We start from the raw sequence: 18356 nt of genomic DNA on the forward strand, positions 1-18356 counted from the left end.
GCACCGCGTCGTCCCCGGGTCCCGACCCCTCCCCCAGCCGCTCCAGCCGGTCGAACCGGACGTCGCCGTGGGTCAGCGTGCCGGTCTTGTCCAGGCACACGACGTCCACGCGGGCCAGGCCCTCCACCGCCGGGAGCTCCTGCACGAGGGTCTGCCGGCGGGCCAGCGTGAGCGTGGCGACCATGAACGCCAGGGTCGTCAGGAGCACCAGCCCTTCGGGGACCATCCCGACCAGGGCGGCGACGGTGCCGGTGACCGCCTCTCGCCACCCGACGTTCTCCGCGCTCCGGAACTGGCTCCACAGGACGGCCGGCGCCACCACGACCAGCACGACGGCGATCCAGCGCAGCAACCGGTTCGTGCCGGCGACGAGCTCGGAGAAGGTGGTGCTGAAACGCCGGGCCTCGGTGGCCAGGCGGGCCGCGTAGGCGTCGTCGCCCACCGCGGTGGCCTGCGCGCGCCCCCGCCCGGCGACCACGATCGCGCCCGACCAGAGGAGGTCGCCCGGCTCCTTGGCCACCGGCTCGGCCTCACCGGTGAGCAGCGACTCGTCGACCGCGAGCCCCGTGGCGGTGCGGACGACGGCGTCGGCCGGGACCTGGTCCCCGGCCCGGATCTCCAGCAGGTCGTCGAGGACGACGCCCGCCACGGCCACCTCGGCGACCGTGCCGCCGCGCACCACCCGGGCGGTCGGCGCGTTGAGCACCGCGAGCCGGTCCAGCGTCCGCTTGGCCCGCAGCTCCTGGACGATCCCGATCCCCGCGTTGGCGACCACCACCATGCCGAAGAGCGCGTTCTGCCAGCGCCCGGTGAGGACCGCGACCACCCACAGCGCCGCGAGCAGCCCGTTGAAGAAGGTGAGGACGTTGGACCGGACGATCTCGCCCACCGTGCGGCTGGTGCGGACGGTGGAGGTGTTCGTCCGGCCGGCGGCCACCCGCTCGGCGACCTGCGCCGCGGAGAGCCCCGCCGGCGGTGTCACCGGGCGGTCCGGCACGGCCGCGCCGGCGGCAGGGGACCGCGGGGTCTCGACGACGTCGGCACCCATGTCGCTCCTCTGCCTGGTCGTGCGGGGCGGGTCCACCTGACCAGGCCCGGTGGGCACCCGGAGGTGCCCGAGTGCCCGTGCCCGCCGGGACGTTGGTCCCTCCACCGGCTCCCCGCCGCGGCGGCACGGTGGGTCCCACCGCACGGGGAGGACGGGCCGGTGACCCACGGAGGAGGAGCCATGCGCGTGGAGGAACTGCTGGGCCAGGCCCGGGACGCGGTCACGGTGCGCCGCGTCTTCGGCGAGCCGTACGAGAAGGACGGCGTCACCGTCATCCCGGCCGCGCGGATCGGGGGCGGCGGTGGCGGGGGCAGCGGCTTCGACCAGGCGGGCCAGGAGAACTCCGGCGGCGGCTTCGGCGTCGGCGGCCGCCCGGCGGGTGCGTTCGTCGTCCGGGACGGCCGGGTCTCCTGGCAGCCCGCCGTCGACCCGAACCGGGTGATCGCCGTCGCCGGCGCGCTGCTCGGGATCTGGCTGCTGACCCGGTCCCGTCCCGCCCGGGCCCACCGGGGTGGCTGATCCGGCGTCCCGGATCCCCGGGGACGGGGAACCGCACACCGGGGCGGAGGGCTGGCTGCTGACCTACGAGGGGTACGACCCGGCGCAGGAAGCCCTCCGGGAGGTGCTCTGCGCGCTGGGCAACGGCCGGTTCGCCACCCGGGCCGCGGCACCCGAGAGCCGCGCCGACGGCGTCCACTACCCCGGGACGTACGCCGCCGGCGTGTTCGACCGGCTGGTCGACGAGGTCGACGGGCGGCAGGTGCCCAACGAGAGCATCGTCAACCTGCCCGACTGGCAGTCGCTGGCCTTCCGGCTCGGCGACGGCGGGTGGGTCGACCTCGCCGGTGCGGCCGTCTCCGGCTACGTCCAGGAGCTGGACCTGCGCCGGGGCGTCCTCACCAGGCGGTTCGTCGTCCAGGACGCCGAGGGCCGCCGCACCCGTGTCGCCCAGCGGCGGGTCGTCTCCATGGCCGCGCCCTGCCTGGCCGCCCTGGAGACGACCTTCCGCGCCGAGAACTGGTCGGGCACCGTGACCGTCCGCTCCGGCCTGGACGGCCGGGTGCGCAACTGCGGGGTGGCCCGCTACCGGGGCCTCCGGGGGGACCACCTGCGGGTGGAGGAGACCTCCACCGAGGGCGGGCTGCTCGTGCTCGTCGCGGAGACCGTCCAGTCACGCGTGCGCGTCGCGCTCGCGGCGCGGCACCGGGTGCGCGTGGACGGCACCGAGCACCCGGTCACCACCCGGACCACCACCCACGACGGCTACGTCGGCTGGGAGGCGGAGCTCTCCCTGCCCGACGGCGTGCCGGTCACCGTCGAGAAGACCGCGGCGCTGTGCACCTCGCGGGACCGCGGCGCGGGTGAACCGGGTGAGGCGGCGCGTGCCGAGCTGGACCGGGCCCCCGGTCTCCCAGAGGTGCTCGACGCCCACGTGCTCGCCTGGGCGCACCTGTGGCGGCGCTGCGACGTCGCCGTCACTGGCTCCCCCCGGACCTCGCTGGTGATCCGGCTGCACGTCTTCCACCTGCTGCAGACGATCTCCCCGCACAGCATCGACCTGGACGTCGGCGTCCCGGCCCGGGGCCTGCACGGCGAGGCCTACCGGGGGCACGTCTTCTGGGACGAGATCCTGGTGCTGCCGTTCCTCAGCGTCCGGCTGCCCGAGGTCTCGCGCGCGATGCTGCTGTACCGCTGGCGCCGGCTCCCGCAGGCGCGGGCGGCCGCCCGCGCGATCGGCCGGCGGGGCGCGATGTTCCCCTGGCAGAGCGGCTCCTCCGGCGACGAGGAGACCCAGCGGGTGCACCTGAACCCGCTCTCCGGCCGGTGGCTGGCCGACCGGTCGCACCTCCAACGGCACGTGGGCCTGGCGGTCGCCTGCAACACCTGGCGCTACGTCGAGGCGACCGGCGACGAGGAGTTCCTGTCCTCCTACGGGGCCGAGCTGATCTGCGACGTCGCCGCGTTCTGGGCCGACCTGGCCACCTACGACCGCACCGACGACCGGTACGACATCTGCGGTGTCATGGGCCCGGACGAGTACCACGACGCGCTGCCCTGGCGGGACACGCCGGGGCTCGACGACAACGCCTACACCAACGTCCTCGCCTCGTGGACCCTCACCCGGGCGCTCGAGTGCCTCGAACGGCTACCGGTCTGGCGGCGGGACGAGCTGCTGGACCTCCTCGGGCTCAGCCGGACCGATCTGGAGCACTGGGCGCACGTCAGCCGCCGGCTGCGGCTGTGCTGGCACGACGACGGCGTGCTGAGCCAGTTCCGCGGCTACGAGGACCTCGCGGAGTTCGACTGGTCCGGCTACCGCCGCCGGTACGGGGACATCGGCCGGCTGGACCGCATCCTGGAGGCGGAGGGCGACACGACCAACCGCTACCGGGTGTCCAAGCAGGCCGACGTGCTCATGCTGTTCCAGCTCCTGCCGGCCGACGAGCTGTACGCCGTGCTGGACCGGCTGGGGTACCGCTGGGACCGGCGGACGATCCCACGCACCGTGGCCTACTACCTGGCGCGGACGAGCCACGGCTCGACGCTGTCGAAGACGGTGCACTCCTGGGTGCTGGCCCGCAGCGACCGCCGCCGGGCGTGGACCTACTTCCTCGAGGCGCTGGACAGCGACATCACCGACGCCCAGGGCGGCACCACCGCCGAGGGCATCCACCTGGGAGCGATGGCGGGCACGGTCGACCTCCTGGTGCGCGGCTTCACCGGGCTGGAGACGCGGGGCGAGGCCCTGGGCTTCGACCCCTACCTCCCCGATGCACTTCACGAGCTGCGGTTCCGGCTGCGCTACCGCGACCACCCCGAGCTGGAGGTCGTGGTGGGGCACGACGCGCTGGTCGTGGGCGGCAGCTCCGCCCGTGCGACGACGCTGCCGGTGCGGGTGCGGGGCGGGGAGCACCGGATCGACCCGCGCGCCACCCTGGAGGTCCCGCTGCCCCGCCGGCGGGCCGACCGGCCCTGAACGCTCACAGCAGGCCGCCCGCCCGGAGGTTGAGCGCGGCGAGTGCGACGGTGAGGGCGATCCCGCCGACCGTGGCCAGGGCCAGCAGCAGGCGCCGGGCGCTCCAGCGCTGGATGCGGATCCTCGGGTGGTGCGGCAGCGAGGCGCGGAACTCCGCCAGCAGGTCGCGGCCGGACGCGTCGATCCGCCGGCGCAGCTGGCGGGGAACGGTGACCGACCCGGTGGCGGCGAAGGCCTCCGCCAGCTCCTGCTCGTCGAAGTACTGCCGCGCCCGTGCCAGCACCCGCTCGGTGCCGACGGCCAGCGCGAGGACGAGCAGCATGTTCGCCAGGTCCACCGCCTGCCGCCAGCGTGAGGGGCGCAGCTCACCGAAGGACACGTCGACGAGGACGGCCCGGGCCCCCTGCGCCAGCACGTTGGAGGGCTTGATGTCCCGGTGCGCGGCGCCGGCGGCCCAGAGCCGGCGGACCTGCACCAGCGCGTCGTCGACCAGCGCCTCCCCCACCGGCGCGTCGAGGACCTCCACGGCGTCGGGCACGAGCTCGGTGACCAGCAGGTACTCCCGCCCCGGCACGACCTCCACGACGCCGACGGGCTCGGGCACGCGGACGCCGGCGTCGCGCAGCAGGCGGAGCATGTAGTCCTCGTGCTCGACCAGGCGGCGGACGGAGGAGAACGGCGCCTCGTCCTCCAGCCGCCCGTAGCGGAGCACGCGGGCCAGCTTGTACCAGCGGTCCGAGTGCAGGTGGGTGCTCGAGTAGAGCTTGCCGAAGAGGAGGCCCTCCGGGGGACCGGCGATGCGCAACCGGCAGGGGGTCGATCCCGCCGAGCCGTCGAGCCGGTACGGCTCCAGGGCGGTCAACCTCAGCCCCAGCTGCTCGCGCACCGCCCGGGACACGGCCGCGCACCGCTCACCGTCCAGCCGCAGGTGGGCCTTCACCTGCCGGCGGAACGAGACCGGGAAGGCGTCCTCGGGCGCCAGCACGTGGAAGGCGACGGCCGCCAGACCGCAGCCCAGCAGCGCGCTGAGGACCTCGGTCGACGCCACGTCGTGCCCGAGCGCCACCCGCCCGGCCGAGACGACGCCCAGGAGCAGGACGACGGCGGACCACCCCCACCTCCGCGCCGGTCCGGAGGGGGTCAGCACGAGGAGCGTCGCCGTCGCCACGGTGGCGAGCACGAGCAGGGGCCAGGCCGGCAGGTGGACCGCGTCGGGCGAGCCGGTGAGCTCGTCCCGGAAGGCCCGCGCCAGCGTCGCCGGCCCCAGGGCGAGCTGGGCGACGGCGGCGACGACCGACACGGTGCCCAGGTAGACCACCAGGTGCCGCCACCGCGTCGTCCACACGAGGACCAGCAGCACGGGGAACCACAGCACCCGGTAGCCGAGCACCCCGCCGAGCCGGTTCATGCTCTCCGCCCAGCCGGGGACCTGCTCCTCGGCGCCGAGGAGCAGGTCGCGTGCCTCGCGGTCGAGGCCCGCCACCAGCTCCGGGTGGGCGCTGCGGACGAGCAGGCCGGCGACGGCCGCCACGACGGCGACCGACCATGCCAGGACCACCCGCGGGAGCCGGCGGCGGCCCGTCGGCTCCAGTCCCGAGGGCCGGCGCCACCGGTCCTCGTCGGGCCACCGCGGGCGGCGCACGTCCGCACCGACGGCGTGGCCGCGGTCCTGGGTCTCCACCTGCCGTCCTCCCGCCCGTCCGCTCGGTCGCGTCCCGGCGGTGCTCCCCTTGGATCGTCGACCGGTCACGCTCGGGGCACGCGGGCCCGCCGTCCCGCGGCGCAGGGCCGAAGGTCCCTCCCGCGACCTCGCGTCGCCGTGGCCGCGCGGCGCCGAAGGTCCCCGCGGGACGGGGTCGGGAGACCCCGGGCAGGCCCCCGGTGCGCGTCTAGCGTCGCCAGCACCGCCCGCCCGCCGTCCCGGGGAGTGCCCGTGCCACGCCTGCTGCCGCTCCTGCTGCTCGCCCTGCTCGGCGTCCTCGTCGGGGCCGTCGACGCCGCCCGGGGCGGCGACGGTGACCTGGTGGTGCTCCTGGCCGCCGTCGGCGTCGTGCTCGCGGCGGCGCTCGTCCTGGTGCTGCGCTCCCGGCACCGGATTTCGCTGCGTCCCGACCTCGCCACCTGGCTGCGCCGGCGGGCCGCGGCGACCGGCGAGCCGGCCGACCGGCTGGCCGACCGGTGCGTGGCCGCCTACCGCGCCGGGCTGACCACCGCCGGGGACGCGGGCCGGTGACCGTCACCACCGGTGTCCGGCGCGACGCCGTCGCCGAGCCGGTGGTGGTCCTCCGCCGCGGCAACCCCGCACCGCCCGGGGAGCTCGGCGGCAAGGCGGCCTCGCTCGACCGCCTGGTGCAGGCCGGGTTCCCGGTGCCTCCGACCGCGGTGGTCAGCGCCACCACCTACCGGTCGGTCGCCGCCCACCCCGACCTCGCCGGCCTGCTCGGCCGGCTGCGCGCCGGGGAGACCGTGCCCGCCGGCGAGGTCGACGCCGCGTTCCTCGCCGTACCGGTCCCGCCGTCCCTCGAGGAGCGGCTCGTGGCCACGGCCCGGTCGGTCGGGGGTGGCGCCCCGGTGGCGGTGCGGTCGTCGGCGACCGTCGAGGACATGGCCGGGGCCTCCTTCGCCGGCCAGTACCGCTCCTCGCTGGACGTCCCGCCCGACGACGTCCTGCACGCGGTGCGCCTGACCTGGGCCTCGCTGTGGCACCCGGCCCCGTGCGCCTACCGCCGCGCGTGGGGCATCGGCAGCGACGACGTCGCCATGCCGGCGGTGCTCATGCGGATGGTCCCGGCGCGCTCGGCCGGCGTCGTGTTCACCGTCGACCCGGGCGGCTCTCCCGGCCAGGTGCGCGTCGAGGCCGTGCCGGAGCTCGGCGAGGCGCTCGTCTCCGGCGCCCGCACGCCCGACGTCTGGCTCCTCCCCCGGCAGCCGCCGGGCGAGGCGGCGGCCCCCGCCCACGTGCGGGAGGCGGCGGCCCTGGCCCTGCAGGTCGAGGCGGCGTCCGGCGGCCGGCCGCAGGACGTCGAGTGGGCCTGGGACGGCAAGCGGACGTGGGTGGTCCAGGCGCGGCCCATCACCACCGGGCCCGACCGCACCGACGACGGCGCGGACACCCCTGTCGACGACGCCGAGCTGACCACCGCCGGGATCGGCGAGACGCTGCCCGGCGTCCTCCCGCCGCTGGTGTGGGACGTGGCCTCCTTCCTCGTCGAGGAGGCGCTGCGCGACGTGCTCGGCCGGTCGTGGGGGCTGCCCGCCGACCGGTGCGGTCCCCACGAGCTGGTCCGCCGCGTGCGTGGGCGGGCCGCCCTGGACCTGGACCTGCTCAAGAGGGCCGCCCGCAGCGTCCCGGGCGGATCCGAGGCGGAGCTGGAGCGCCAGTACTTCGGCTCCGCCGAGCCCGACGCCGACGAGGGGGCGCCGGCGTCCCGGTGGCGGACCGCACGGGTCCAGCTCCGGGCGGGCGCGGCCCGGCGGCGCGCGACGGCGGAGGCCGCGGTCGTCCTGGCCGCCACCGACCAGCTCCTGGCCGATCCGCCCGCGCTGCCCGCGATGGCGATCCCCGACCTGCTGGCCTACCGCCGGAGGCTGGTCGACCTGGGCACCCGCGGCATGACGGTGGAGTTCGCCGTCGCCTCGGCGGCGGTGGGCGCCTACGCGGAGCTGGAGGCGACCCTCGCCGGGCACCTCGGCGAGCAGGAGGCGGCCTCCGCCGCGCAGCGGGTGACCTCCGGTGCCGGCGCGCGGCGCACGCGGTCGGCCGGCACCTCCCGCTCGGTGTTCGCCGGCCCGACGTGGGCCGAGGGCGGGCAGGAGTCCCTCCCCGCGCACCGGTCCCGCCGGGTCGAGCGGGAGACGGCACGGCACGAGCTGGAGCGGCGGCTGACCGGGCAGCGGTCGTGGCGGCGGGTGCGGATCCTCACGGGGCAGGTCGTCGACGTGCGGCTGCACGTGCTCCGCCGGCTCGTGACCGACGCGAGCGACGGGCTGGCCCGCCGGGAGAACGTCAAGGCTGCGGTCCTGGCCCTCGGGGGCGAGGTGCGGCGCGTGCACCTGGAGCTCGGCCGGCGGCTGACCGGGGCGGGGGCGCTGCCCGATCCGGAGGCGGTCGACCTGCTGCGCGAGCACGAACTCGCGCCGGCGCTGGCCGGTGCCCCGCCCGCGCCGGCCGAGCTCGCCCGCCGGAGGCGCTGGCTGCGGCAGCGTGAGGAGGAGCCGCCGTTGCCGGTCCGGTTCACCGGCGACCCCGGCACCGCGCCGGTCGCGGTGCCGGTGGGGGACCGCCTCGACGGCTGGGCCGCCGCACCGGGCCGGCACACCGGGCGGGCGCACGTCCTGCGCGCACCGGACCCGGACCTCCTCGAGCCCGGGGAGGTGCTCGTGGCCGCCGCGACGGACGCGGGGTGGTCCCCGCTGTTCCTCCGCGCCGGCGCGATCGTCGTCGAGCGGGGCGGGCCGCTGTCCCACGCGGCGATCGTGGCCCGCGAGCTGGGTGTGCCGGCGGTGCTCAACGTCGCCGGCGCCACGAGCGTGCTGGACGGCCGCACCGTGACCATGGACGGGGACGCCGGGACCGTCGTCCTGCACGCCGGGGACGGCGCGCACGGGACCGGCGCCCGGGACGCGGGGGTGGCCCCGTGAGGCGCCGGGTCCGCGAGGACTGGTGGGCGCAGGCCGACGTCGACCGGGCGCAGATCTTCGTGCCCGCCATCATCGGCGCCGGCATACTCGTCTCCGCCTTCACGCTGGTGCGCGACGCCCTGCACGGCCGCAACCGGCGGGGGCGGGACCGGCGAACGTCGCTGCAGGGCCTGGCCACGGCGCACGGCGTCCGGACCGGCGACCCCCCGGAGGCCGCGCTCCCGGCCGGTCTCCGGCTCCGCGTCCACTACCTGCTGCTGGCCCTGAGCGCCGGCGCGCTGGCGGTCTACGGGGCCCGGGGCGCGACGAAGAACTACACCCAGGCCGCGGGCATGTTCGGCGCCGGCGTGTCGTGGCTGTACGCCCTCCTCCTCCTCGCCGCCGGAGCGATGGCCGCCCTCGCCATCACCTCCCTGGTCCTCCTCGTCCGCTGGCCCGACGTCCCCGGGCCGGTCCGGCCGCTGCTGGTCAGCACCCCGCTCGGCCGGCGGCCGCCGGCACCGGGCGCCCCGTCCGGGCTCGGGGTGCTGCTGCTCGGCTGGGCCGCGGTGCTCACCGGCGCCGCCGCGGCCCAGTTCACCTTCACCGTCGCGGGGGCACCCCAGCTGCTCGAGGGGGTGGACGAGACCGTGCCGGAGCTGCCCGGGTGGACAGGGCTGCCCCTGGAGCTGGTCGGCACGGTGCCTGTCGCCGTCGCGCTGTCGGTCCTGGTCGGCCTGCTCACCCGGCGCTGCCCGCCGTTCGCGCTCGGGCAGCTGACCGTGGTGGGCCTCTCCCTGGGGGCGCACCTGTGGTTCACCGACGCGGTGGAACGCGCCCACCCGCCCGACGGCCCGCTCGCGGGCCTGCTCGACTCGCTGCCCAGCGGCCCCGCCCTGCAGGCGACGCTGCTGGCCGGGTTCGTCCCCCTCGCCGTCCACGTGCGCACCCGCCGGCGCGGGCCGGCGCTGGCCGTCCTCGGCGGCACCGCCGCGCTCCTGGCCGGCTACGCGGTCCAGCTCGTGCGCGACCGGCTCTACTGGCCCTCCGACGTCGGCGCCGGCGTGCTCATCGGCACGGCGCTGGTGCTCGGCACCTGGTGGGCGCTGGAACGGCGCGGGCTGCACCGGGACTGCAGCGGATGCCCGTGGCAGCCGGCCGGTGCCACCCCGACCCCGGGCCTGGTGAGCCTGGGGCCCGCGCGTGAGCGGACCGTCCGGCGCCTGGCCCGGGCGTGGCTGGCCGGGGCGCTGGCGTTGTTCGCCGTCCTCGCCCTGGTGGAGGGGCTGCCCACCAGCCCGGAGGGCGACACGATGGGTGCGGAGCTGTCCCGGACCCTCCAGCTCGGGCTGCTCGCGCTGGCCGCGGTGGGGCTGCTGGTGGCGCTGCGGTCCGAGGCCGTCGGCGCCCTGCTGGCCGCCGTCGCCGGCACGGCCCTGGGCATCTTCGCCGCCATCACGTACCAGCCGTGGGTGAGCCTGCTCGTCGGTGCCGTCTTCCTGCTGCCGGCCGTCGGCTTCTGGCTGGTCTGGCAGCACCGCAGCTCGCTGCGGGCGGTGACCACCCTGGCGCTGGTGACCGCGCTGGTGCTCGGCGGCACCTACGGCGCCGCGGCGGCGGTGTACGAGCGGCTCTTCGGGCCGGCGCACCCCGTCTCCGCCACCCTGCCGCTCGAGGTGGACCGGGTGCTCTGGGCCTGGTCCGGCGGCGTGACCGGGCGGTCGGCACAGGTGGTCGCCGGCCTGGCGGACCCGTCCTCCACCGCCCGCCTGGCGGTGACCCCGGTCGACGGCGGCGCACCGCGGCGCTCCGCCGCCGTCGCCCCCACCGCACGCGGCGTCGTCCGGCTCGCCGTCGACGGCCTGTCGCCCGGCACGGCGTACCGCTGGACGGTCGAGGTCGACGGCCGGCCGGACGAGGGGCGCGGCCGGGGCGGCTTCCGGACCGTCCCCGAGGGCCCGGCGTCGTTCACCCTCGCGGTCGCCGGCTGCGCGCGCACCGGCTCCAGCGGGGCGGTGTTCGACGCGATCGCCCACGTCGACCCGCTGCTCTACCTCCAGACCGGCGACCTGCACTACGCGGACGTCTCCCGGGACGACGTCGGCGCCTTCGGCGACCGGTACGAGGACGTGCTCACCGCCCCGGCCCAGGCGGCGCTGTACCGCGAGGTCCCGGTGGCGTACGTGTGGGGTGACCACGACTTCGGCGGGGACGGGTCCGACGCCTCCTCCCCCGTCGGGCCGGCCGCGCGGCAGGCCTACCGCGAGTACGCGCCGCACCACCCCCTGCCGGACGAGGGCGCCGTGTACCAGGCCTTCACCGTGGGCCGGGTACGCGTCGTCATGACCGACACCCGGTCCGAGCGCACCGCGACCTCGATGCTCGGCGCCGAGCAGAAGGCCTGGCTGGCCGACGAGCTGGTGCGCGCCGCGCGCACCCACGCGGTCGTGCTCTGGGTGAACCCCGACCCGTGGGTGGCGCCGGCCGGACCCGGCCGGGACGACTGGGGCGGCTACGCCGACGAGCGGCGCGAGCTGGCCGACGTCGTCGCCGGTGCGGGCATCGACAACCTCGTCATGCTGTCGGGGGACGCGCACATGGTCGCCGTCGACGACGGCACCCACACCGGCTACGCCACCGCGGGCGGGCCGGGGTTCCCGCTGCTGCACGCGGCGGCGCTGGACCGCCCGGGCTCGGTCAAGGGTGGGCCGTACAGCGAGGGCGCCTTCCCGGGGGCCGGCCAGTTCGGCACGGTCGCGGTGGCGGACGACGGCGGGCCCACGGTGACCGTCACCCTCGCGGGCTGGACGTGGGAGGGCGAGCAGCTGGTCTCGCACACCGTGACGGTGGCCGCGCCGCCCGGCTGACGCAGTGCGGGAGGTCCCCCGGCCCGGGCCGGAAGACCCTGCTGCCGGGGGCGGCCACGGGGGTGCACTCCTGGGGTGACCACGCAGCTGCAGGTGGGCAGCCGGGACCTGGGACCGGGCGGCTCGGGACCGCCGCGGGCCGGCCGCTCCCCGGTGCACCGCTACCACGTCGACCTCGTCCGCGTCCTCCTCGGCGCGGCGGTGCTCGGCCTCGGGTTCCTCGTCGCGCAGCGCGGTGAGCTGCCCACCTTCGAGCGCGACCTGTTCCAGCTGGTCAACGGCCTGCCGGCGGGCATCTTCCCGGTGGTGTGGGTGGTCATGCAGCTCGGCAACGCGGTGGCCGTCCCGGTCCTCGCGGCCGCCGCGCTCGCCGCCCGCCAGGTGCGCATGGCGCGGGACCTGCTGGTCTCCGGGCTGCTCGCCTACGTCGCGGCCGACCTGGTGAAGGGAGTGGTCCGGCGGGAGCGGCCCGGCGGCTTCGCCGTCGAGGTGAACTTCCCCGAGGGCCCGGTGGGTGGCCTGGGCTTCATCTCCGGCCACTCCGCGGTCGCCGCCGCCCTGGCGACGGCCGCGGTGCCCTACCTCTCCCGCCGCATGCGGCGCGTCGTCTGGGTGCTGGCCTGGTCGGTGGCGCTGGGCCGCATCTACGTGGGCGCCCATCTGCCCCTCGACGTCGTCGGCGGCGTCGCCGTCGGCTGGGCCATCGGCTCGCTGGTGCACTGGGTCTTCGGGGTGCCACGGCGCGAGGTCGACCCGCGCCGGCTGAGCGGCCTGCTGACCCGGCTGGGCATGCCCGTCCGGGACCTCTGCCCGGCCGAGGTCGATGCGCGCAGCTCGCACCCCTTCGAGGCCACGACCGCACACGGCTGGCGGCTGTACGTGAAGTACCTGGAGCCGGACCGCGCCGAGCGGGACTGGCTGTACCGCCTCTACCGGCTGCTGGCCGTCCGGGACGTCAAGGACGCCGACGCCGTGGCGCCCCTGGGGCAGCAGGCCGAGCACGAGGCGGTCGCCGCGATGACCGCCCGGGAGCGCGGGGTGCGGACGCCGCGCATCCTCCTGGCCCGGGGCGACGACCGCGGCGCCGTCGTCGTGCAGGAGTTCCTCCCCTCCCGGCCGCTCGACGAGCTCCCGGCCGAGGCCCTCACCCCGGAGCTGCTGGACGCGGTCTGGGAGCAGGTCGGCCTGCTGCGCCAGGCGCGCGTCGCCCACCACGACCTGGTCGCGGGCAGCGTCGTGGTCGACGACGTCGGCCGGCCCTGGATCGTCGACTTCGGCAACGCCCTCACGGGCGCCTCCGACGACTCGCTGGCCGGGGACGTCGCCGAGCTGCTGGCCGCCCTCGCCCTGCTCGTCGAGCCCCGGCTGGTGGTCGCGTCGGCCGTGGACCGGCTCGGACCGGCACCGGTCGCCGCGGCGCTGCCCGCCCTCGCCCCGCTCAGCCTCTCCTCGGCGACCCGCGCCCGGCTGCGGGCCCGGCCGGACCGCCTGCACCTGCTGCGCGCCGAGATCCGGGCGCGGCTCGGCCTGCCCGACCCCGACCGCCCGGAGTTCGCGCCCGCCGGCTGGCCGGCGCGCACCGCCGTGGCCGTGGGCTCGCTCGGTGCCCTCGTGGGTGTGCCGCTGCTGGCCGGGGCCGGCCCGATGGCCGAATCCGTCGAGCGCGGTGGCTGGCGGTGGCTCGGCGCTGCCGTGGCGCTGGCGGTCCTCGCCCGCGCGGCGATGGCCGTGGGCGCGTTGCTGACCGTGGAGCGGCGGATCGCCCTGGGCCGGACGTACGGCGCCGGGATGGTGGCCGACAGCGCCATGCTGCTGCACGGTCACGACGGATGGCGGCGCGCGGCCGCCCGCTTCCTGGAGCGGGCCGGGGTGCTGCCGGAGGCGGCCCGGGCGGCCCTGGCCCGGTTCACCGCCGGGGCCGTGGTCGCCGCCGTCCTGGTCGCCGTGGCGACGTTCGCCCTCGCCGTGGTGGAGGGTCGGCTGACCGGCTGGCGCACGCCCGAGGCGCTGGTGCCCGCCGTCCTCGTCGGGCTCGGGGCGTGGGCGCTCGTGCTCACCGGGCAGTGGCTCGCCCTGCGCGGGTCGGGGGCGACCCCGGCCCGGACCGCGCCACGGGAGGACGTCGGGCAGGCGCTGCGCGACCTGCTGTCGCTCCGCCGGCAGGGCGTCGAGCGGCCGCCGTGGCGGCGCGGTGCCCAGCTGGCGTGGACGGTCGCGGGCGTCTTCCTCGAGGCCGCCGTCCTGGCCGCGGCGCTGCACAGCGTCGGCGGTCAGGTCGCGCTCCTCGCGACCGCGACGGTCTACGGCGCGCTCCACCTGCTGTGGTCGGTCGTCCCCGTCACGGCCGCACCCGGTGCCGCCGACGTGGCGCTGCTGCTGGCCCTCACCGGGCTGGGGGCGCCGCTGGCCAGCGCCTGCGCCGCGGTGCTGCTCTTCCGGCTGCTCACCTTCTGGCTGCCGGCCGCGGCGGGAGCCGCCCTCACCGCCCGGTTCGAGCACCGCTTCGGGCTGTGAGCACGCCTCTCCCCGGCCGGTCCCGCCCCGGTCGCGCCCGGGCGGTCCTCACCGGCCGGGTCGCGCGGGCGCTCCTCACGGTCGGCGTCCTGGTGGTCGTCTTCGCCGGCATCCTGCCCCGCATCGCCGACTACGACCGGGCGTTCGGCCTGGTGCGCGCGCTCACGTGGCGGGAGGTGGTCCTCGTCGCCGCCGTCGCCGCGGTGAACCTGGTCTCCTACGCGCCCCTCTGGATGGCCGCCGTACCCGGGCTGCGGCTGGGCCGGGCGGTCCTCGCCGACCAGGCGTCCACCGCGATCGCCAACACCGTGCCGGCCGGGTTCGCCTTCGGGGTGGGGACGACGGCGGCGATGTACCACTCCTTCGGCGTGCCACCGGCGGCCATCGCGCGCGCGGTCACGCTCACCGGCGTCTGGAACAACCTCGTCAAGCTCGCCATGCCGGCGGTGGCGCTCGGTGGTCTGGCGCTCGCCGGCGACACCTCGCCGGCCCTGGCGACCGCGGCCGCCCTCGGCAGCGGCCTGCTCGTGCTGGCCGTCGCCGCCCTGGTGCTGGCCCTCACGTCCCACCGGGCCGCCGCGACGCTGGCCTCGGGGGCGGAACGGCTGTCGGCCCGGGCACTGCGCCGGTGGGGGCGCCGACCTCCCTCCGGCTGGGTGGCGCGCACCGAGACCTTCCGGACGGAGTCCCTGGGGCTGGTCCGCGACCGGTGGCACCTCCTCACCGCCGCAGCGGTGGGCAGCCACACGGCCCTGTTCGTCCTCCTGCTCGTCTGCCTGCGGACCGTCGGCGGGGAGGGCGCCGGCGTCCCCTGGCTCGCCCTCCTGGCCGTCTTCTCGGTCACCCGGCTGGTGACCGCGGTACCGATCACCCCCGGAGCGCTCGGCATCGCCGAGCTCAGCTACGTCGCGGGGCTCACGGCCGTCGGCGTGGACGCGGCCGCGGCGGCCGGGGCGGTGCTCGTCTTCCGGCTGCTCACCTGGTTCCTGCCCATCCCGCTGGGCGCGCTCGCCTGGGTGCTGTGGCGCCGGGGTGCGGGTCGGGTGACCGCTCGCGTGCCGCAGGGCGCCGTGGTCCGGGGGTGACCGTGGACGTGCGGCGCCGGTGGGCCGATGCCGCCACCGTCGCCGGTGGTGCGGCGATCGCGGGGCTCTGCGCGCGGGTGGTGGCGCCGGGCACCGTGGGCGACCTCGAGCGCCGGGTGTTCGAGCTGGTCAACCACCGCTCCGACGTCTGGCAGTGGCCGCTGTGGTCGGTGCAGCTGGTCGGGGTGCTGGGCATGCCGCTGCTCGTCGCGACCGGCGCGCTGGTGCTCCGCCGGTGGCGCCTCGCCGGTGCGCTGGTGCTCCTCGTGCCGCTCAAGCTCCTCGTCGAACGGGCGGTGCTGAAGGAGCTGGTGCACCGCGAGCGCCCGGGGACGACGATCCCCGGAGCGGTGCTGCGCGACGTCCCCTCAGCGGGCGCCTCGTTCCCCTCGGGGCACGCGATCATCGCCTTCGGGATCGTCGTGCTGCTGCTGCCCCACCTCCCGCGAGGCCGCTGGCGGGTGGCGGTGGTGGTCCTGGCCGTGCTGAACTCCGCGGCGCGCGTCTACCTGGGCGGGCACGCGCCGCTGGACGTGGTGGGTGGCGCCGCGACCGGCGCGGCGCTGGGGGCCGTGCTCAACCTCGGGGTGGGCGTCCCCCGCCGGACGGCGGAGCCACGGCCGGCCGGCCGGCCCGCTCACGGGTGACGGCCCCACCGACCGGCGCACCGGGGCCGATCGTCACCTGCGACCACGACCGTCGCCCCTGACCCGCCGCATCCGGTCCCGCGACCATCGGGTGGTCACGCGCCACCCGCCGGAGGGACCGGGCACGCCGATCCACCTCCGCCCGTCCCCCGCCGGCACGGGTGCGTGGTCCGCCGGTGCCCCGGCGGCGTCGCGACCGCTCGGAGGTCAGGGTGAGCACGGTGCGCCAGGCCCGCTGGACGGGCATCGCCCTCGCCGCGGCGGCGCTGGTGGCCCTCGTCGTGGCGGTCGTGCTGGCGGGGGGTGGGGGATCCGGCGACCGCGCCGCGGACGGCACCGGATCCGCCCCGGCGACCACCACCGTGCCGCCCTCGACGGTGCCGCCCTCCGCCGTCCCGCCCGAGCCGTCCACGAGCCCGGCGCCGTCCACGAGCACGGTGCCGGGTCCGCCGGCCACCGTGCCGCCGGCCTCCCCCTCCCCTCCGGCGGCCGCGGTCCCCGCGGCGCTCCGCGGCCAGGACGTCTCCACCGTCCCCACCGACCGGCGGGTGGTGGCGCTCACCTTCGACGCCGGGGCCGGCAGCTCGGGCCTCGCCTCGATCCTCCGGACGCTCGCCGACGAGCGCGTGCCGGCGACGTTCTTCCTCACCGGCCGCTGGGCCGCGGCCGATCCCGCCGGCGTCGAGGCCATCCGCGCCGCCGGGCACCGCATCGGCAACCACTCGGCCACCCATCCCCACCTCACCGGGCTGTCCACCGCCGCGATCGCCGCGGAGGTGCGCGGCGCGGAGGCCACGCTGCGAGCCGCCGGGGTCGATCCGCGGCCGCTGTTCCGCTTCCCCTTCGGGGACCGCGACGCCCGCACCGTCACCGCGGTCAACGACCTGGGGTACGTGGCGGTGCGGTGGACCGTGGACACGCTCGGCTGGCAGGGCACCAGCGGCGGCCGCACCGCCACATCGGTCGTCGACCGGGTGATGGGTGCGCTGCAGCCCGGCGAGATCGTCCTCATGCACGTCGGCGCGCACCCCGAGGACGGCAGCACGCTCGACGCCGACGCGCTGCCGGCGCTGGTCGACCGGATCCGCGCGGCCGGCTACGGGTTCGTCACCCTCGACGCGCTGTTCCCGGGCTGACGCCGGCGAGCTCGTCGAGGCGGCGCTGCAGGGCCTCCCGGAGCACGGGGAGGTCGGTCACCGCGCCCGCATCGGCGACAGCGGTGACCGTGAGCGTGCCCGCGTAGGACAGGGCGGTGAAGGAGACCGTGAGGTTGCCGGACTCCCCCACCGCCACCGGCACCACCGCGGTGACCGGGACGCCCCCGAGGGACCGGGGCACCGGCGGCCCGGCGACGTCGCTCACCAGGGTGTGCATGCGGCGCTGCCGCCGCAGGTACCAGCGGTAGCACCCCCCGGCGGCCAGCACGCGGAACACCGGGCCGAGGAGCGCCGGGAGGGACGGGCCGGCGGCCTGCTCCCGCCGCGCCGCCACCACGCCGGCGACGGTGCGCAGCCCCTCCTCGGCGCCCCCGCCCACGGGCACCGCCACGACCAGCGGGGCCGCCGCGTTGCCCGGCCGGTCCGCCCGGGCGGTCCGGCGCCCGGACACCATGACGGCGACCCGGAGCACGTCGAGGTGCTCCCCGCGGTGCCGCAGGAGGTCCCCGAGCGCCGCGGCGACCGCCGCCAGCAGCGCGTCGTTCACCGATGCGCCGGAGCGGTGCGCCGTCGCCCGGAGCGGGGCGAGCGCGGCGCGCGCCACCGCGAGGGCCACCCTGCCACCCGTGGGGGCCAGCAGTGAGCAGGGCGCGGCGGCGCCGGGGTGCGCCCCGCCCCCGGCCGACAGCGCCCGTCGCAGCTCGGGGAGGGCCCGGCGGAGCCGGCGGACCCCGGCGATCCGCGCCCGCCACGCGTCGGCGACGAGGCGGGCGTAGGCGGGCCGCGACGTCCCGGCCGGGCTCCCCACCGGCGGGGCGTCGTGGCCGTCGAGGAGGCGGTCGAGCACCGCCATCCCGCCGATCCCGTCGAGGACCGCGTGGTCGACGACGAGCAGCACCGCTGCCCGGCGGTACCCGGTCAGGATGGTGGCCGACCACAGCGGGCGGTCCCGCGGCAGCCGGCGGCCCACGACGTCGGCGGCCAGCCCGAGCAGCGCGTCCTCCTCGCCGGGCCCCGGCCACGGCAGGTGCCGCACGTGCCGGTCCGGCGCGAAGGCCGGGTCGTCGACCCAGACGGGCGGGCCGGCCAGGGGCAGGGCGGCGAGCAGGCGCCGGCGCAGCCGCGGCACGGACGCCAGCCGCGACACCAGCAGCCGCTCGACGGCGTGCAGGTCGTCCGCCGGGCCGGTGCCCAGGAGCAGGAGGACCCCCAGCTGCCCGGGTCGTCCCCGGCGCCCCATGGCCGCCATGGCCCGGTCGGCCGGCGAGGCCCGGTCGATCGGCTGGTCGGTCGCCACGCGTCCCTCCCCGGCAGTCGTGCGACGACGCTGCCCACCCGGGTCCGGCCCGGGGAGGGCCGAAGGTCGCCGACCACGGGGGCCGCTCGACCCGGACCGGAGGACTTCCGCACCGGGACCCACCGGCGGCCGGTCCCCGACGCT

12 protein-coding genes are annotated in these 18356 nt (G+C 77.6%); 9 read left to right on the forward strand and 3 right to left on the reverse strand.

From position 1 onward, the window contains the following. The coding region (locus E9549_RS07655; RefSeq protein ID WP_236825941.1) for an HAD-IC family P-type ATPase at positions 1–1048 on the reverse strand (1048 nt) is incomplete at its 3' end. 180 nt (positions 1049–1228) lie between these two features. Between E9549_RS07655 and E9549_RS07660 the strand changes: the two genes are divergently transcribed. After that, complete coding sequence (locus E9549_RS07660) at positions 1229–1567, forward strand: hypothetical protein (RefSeq protein WP_236825942.1); 339 nt, start codon at positions 1229–1231, stop codon at positions 1565–1567. Beyond that, positions 1560–4025: a glycoside hydrolase family 65 protein gene (locus tag E9549_RS07665; protein WP_236825943.1), complete on the forward strand. Its 2466-nt coding sequence runs from the start codon at positions 1560–1562 to the stop codon at positions 4023–4025. The genes E9549_RS07660 and E9549_RS07665 overlap by 8 nt, the downstream gene beginning before the upstream one ends. 4 nt (positions 4026–4029) lie before the next feature. On the opposite strand, the gene E9549_RS07670 is transcribed toward E9549_RS07665, so the two are convergent. Further along, positions 4030–5706, reverse strand: coding sequence for a hypothetical protein (locus E9549_RS07670; protein ID WP_236825944.1), 1677 nt, complete (start codon positions 5704–5706; stop codon positions 4030–4032). A 252-nt stretch (positions 5707–5958) separates the two neighbouring features. Here E9549_RS07670 and E9549_RS07675 point away from each other — a divergent pair, with 252 nt between their 5' ends. The 7 genes from E9549_RS07675 (at position 5959) to E9549_RS07705 (ending at position 16894) form a co-directional block, all read left to right on the forward strand. Beyond that, on the forward strand, positions 5959–6258 hold the full coding sequence (locus E9549_RS07675) for a hypothetical protein (RefSeq protein ID WP_236825945.1): 300 nt from the start codon (positions 5959–5961) through the stop codon (positions 6256–6258). After that, positions 6255–8666 carry a PEP/pyruvate-binding domain-containing protein gene (locus E9549_RS07680; protein WP_236825946.1) on the forward strand — a complete coding sequence of 804 codons (2412 nt, stop codon included), beginning with the start codon at positions 6255–6257 and terminating at the stop codon, positions 8664–8666. The genes E9549_RS07675 and E9549_RS07680 overlap by 4 nt, the downstream gene beginning before the upstream one ends. Continuing rightward, complete coding sequence (locus E9549_RS24080; RefSeq protein ID WP_236825947.1) at positions 8663–11512, forward strand: alkaline phosphatase D family protein; 2850 nt, start codon at positions 8663–8665, stop codon at positions 11510–11512. The genes E9549_RS07680 and E9549_RS24080 overlap by 4 nt, the downstream gene beginning before the upstream one ends. Before the next feature lie 75 nt (positions 11513–11587). After that, on the forward strand, positions 11588–14026 hold the full coding sequence (locus E9549_RS07690; protein ID WP_236825948.1) for a phosphatase PAP2 family protein: 2439 nt from the start codon (positions 11588–11590) through the stop codon (positions 14024–14026). Further along, positions 14023–15111 (forward strand): YbhN family protein, encoded by a 1089-nt coding sequence (locus tag E9549_RS07695; RefSeq protein WP_236825949.1) that lies wholly within the window; start codon positions 14023–14025, stop codon positions 15109–15111. The genes E9549_RS07690 and E9549_RS07695 overlap by 4 nt, the downstream gene beginning before the upstream one ends. Continuing rightward, a complete protein-coding gene (locus E9549_RS07700) occupies positions 15108–15758 on the forward strand; it encodes a phosphatase PAP2 family protein (protein WP_236825950.1) in 651 nt (216 codons plus the stop codon). The genes E9549_RS07695 and E9549_RS07700 overlap by 4 nt, the downstream gene beginning before the upstream one ends. 212 nt (positions 15759–15970) lie before the next feature. Beyond that, on the forward strand, positions 15971–16894 hold the full coding sequence (locus E9549_RS07705; RefSeq protein ID WP_236825951.1) for a polysaccharide deacetylase family protein: 924 nt from the start codon (positions 15971–15973) through the stop codon (positions 16892–16894). Here E9549_RS07705 and E9549_RS24085 read toward each other — a convergent pair. Next, entirely contained in the window at positions 16866–18212 is a 1347-nt protein-coding gene (locus E9549_RS24085; protein ID WP_236825952.1) for a wax ester/triacylglycerol synthase domain-containing protein, read from the reverse strand. The two genes, E9549_RS07705 and E9549_RS24085, sit on opposite strands and share 29 nt — an antisense overlap. Positions 18213–18356: the final 144 nt, after the last annotated feature.

The organism is Blastococcus sp. MG754426, from assembly GCF_021699055.1.
Classification (GTDB): domain Bacteria; phylum Actinomycetota; class Actinomycetes; order Mycobacteriales; family Geodermatophilaceae; genus Blastococcus.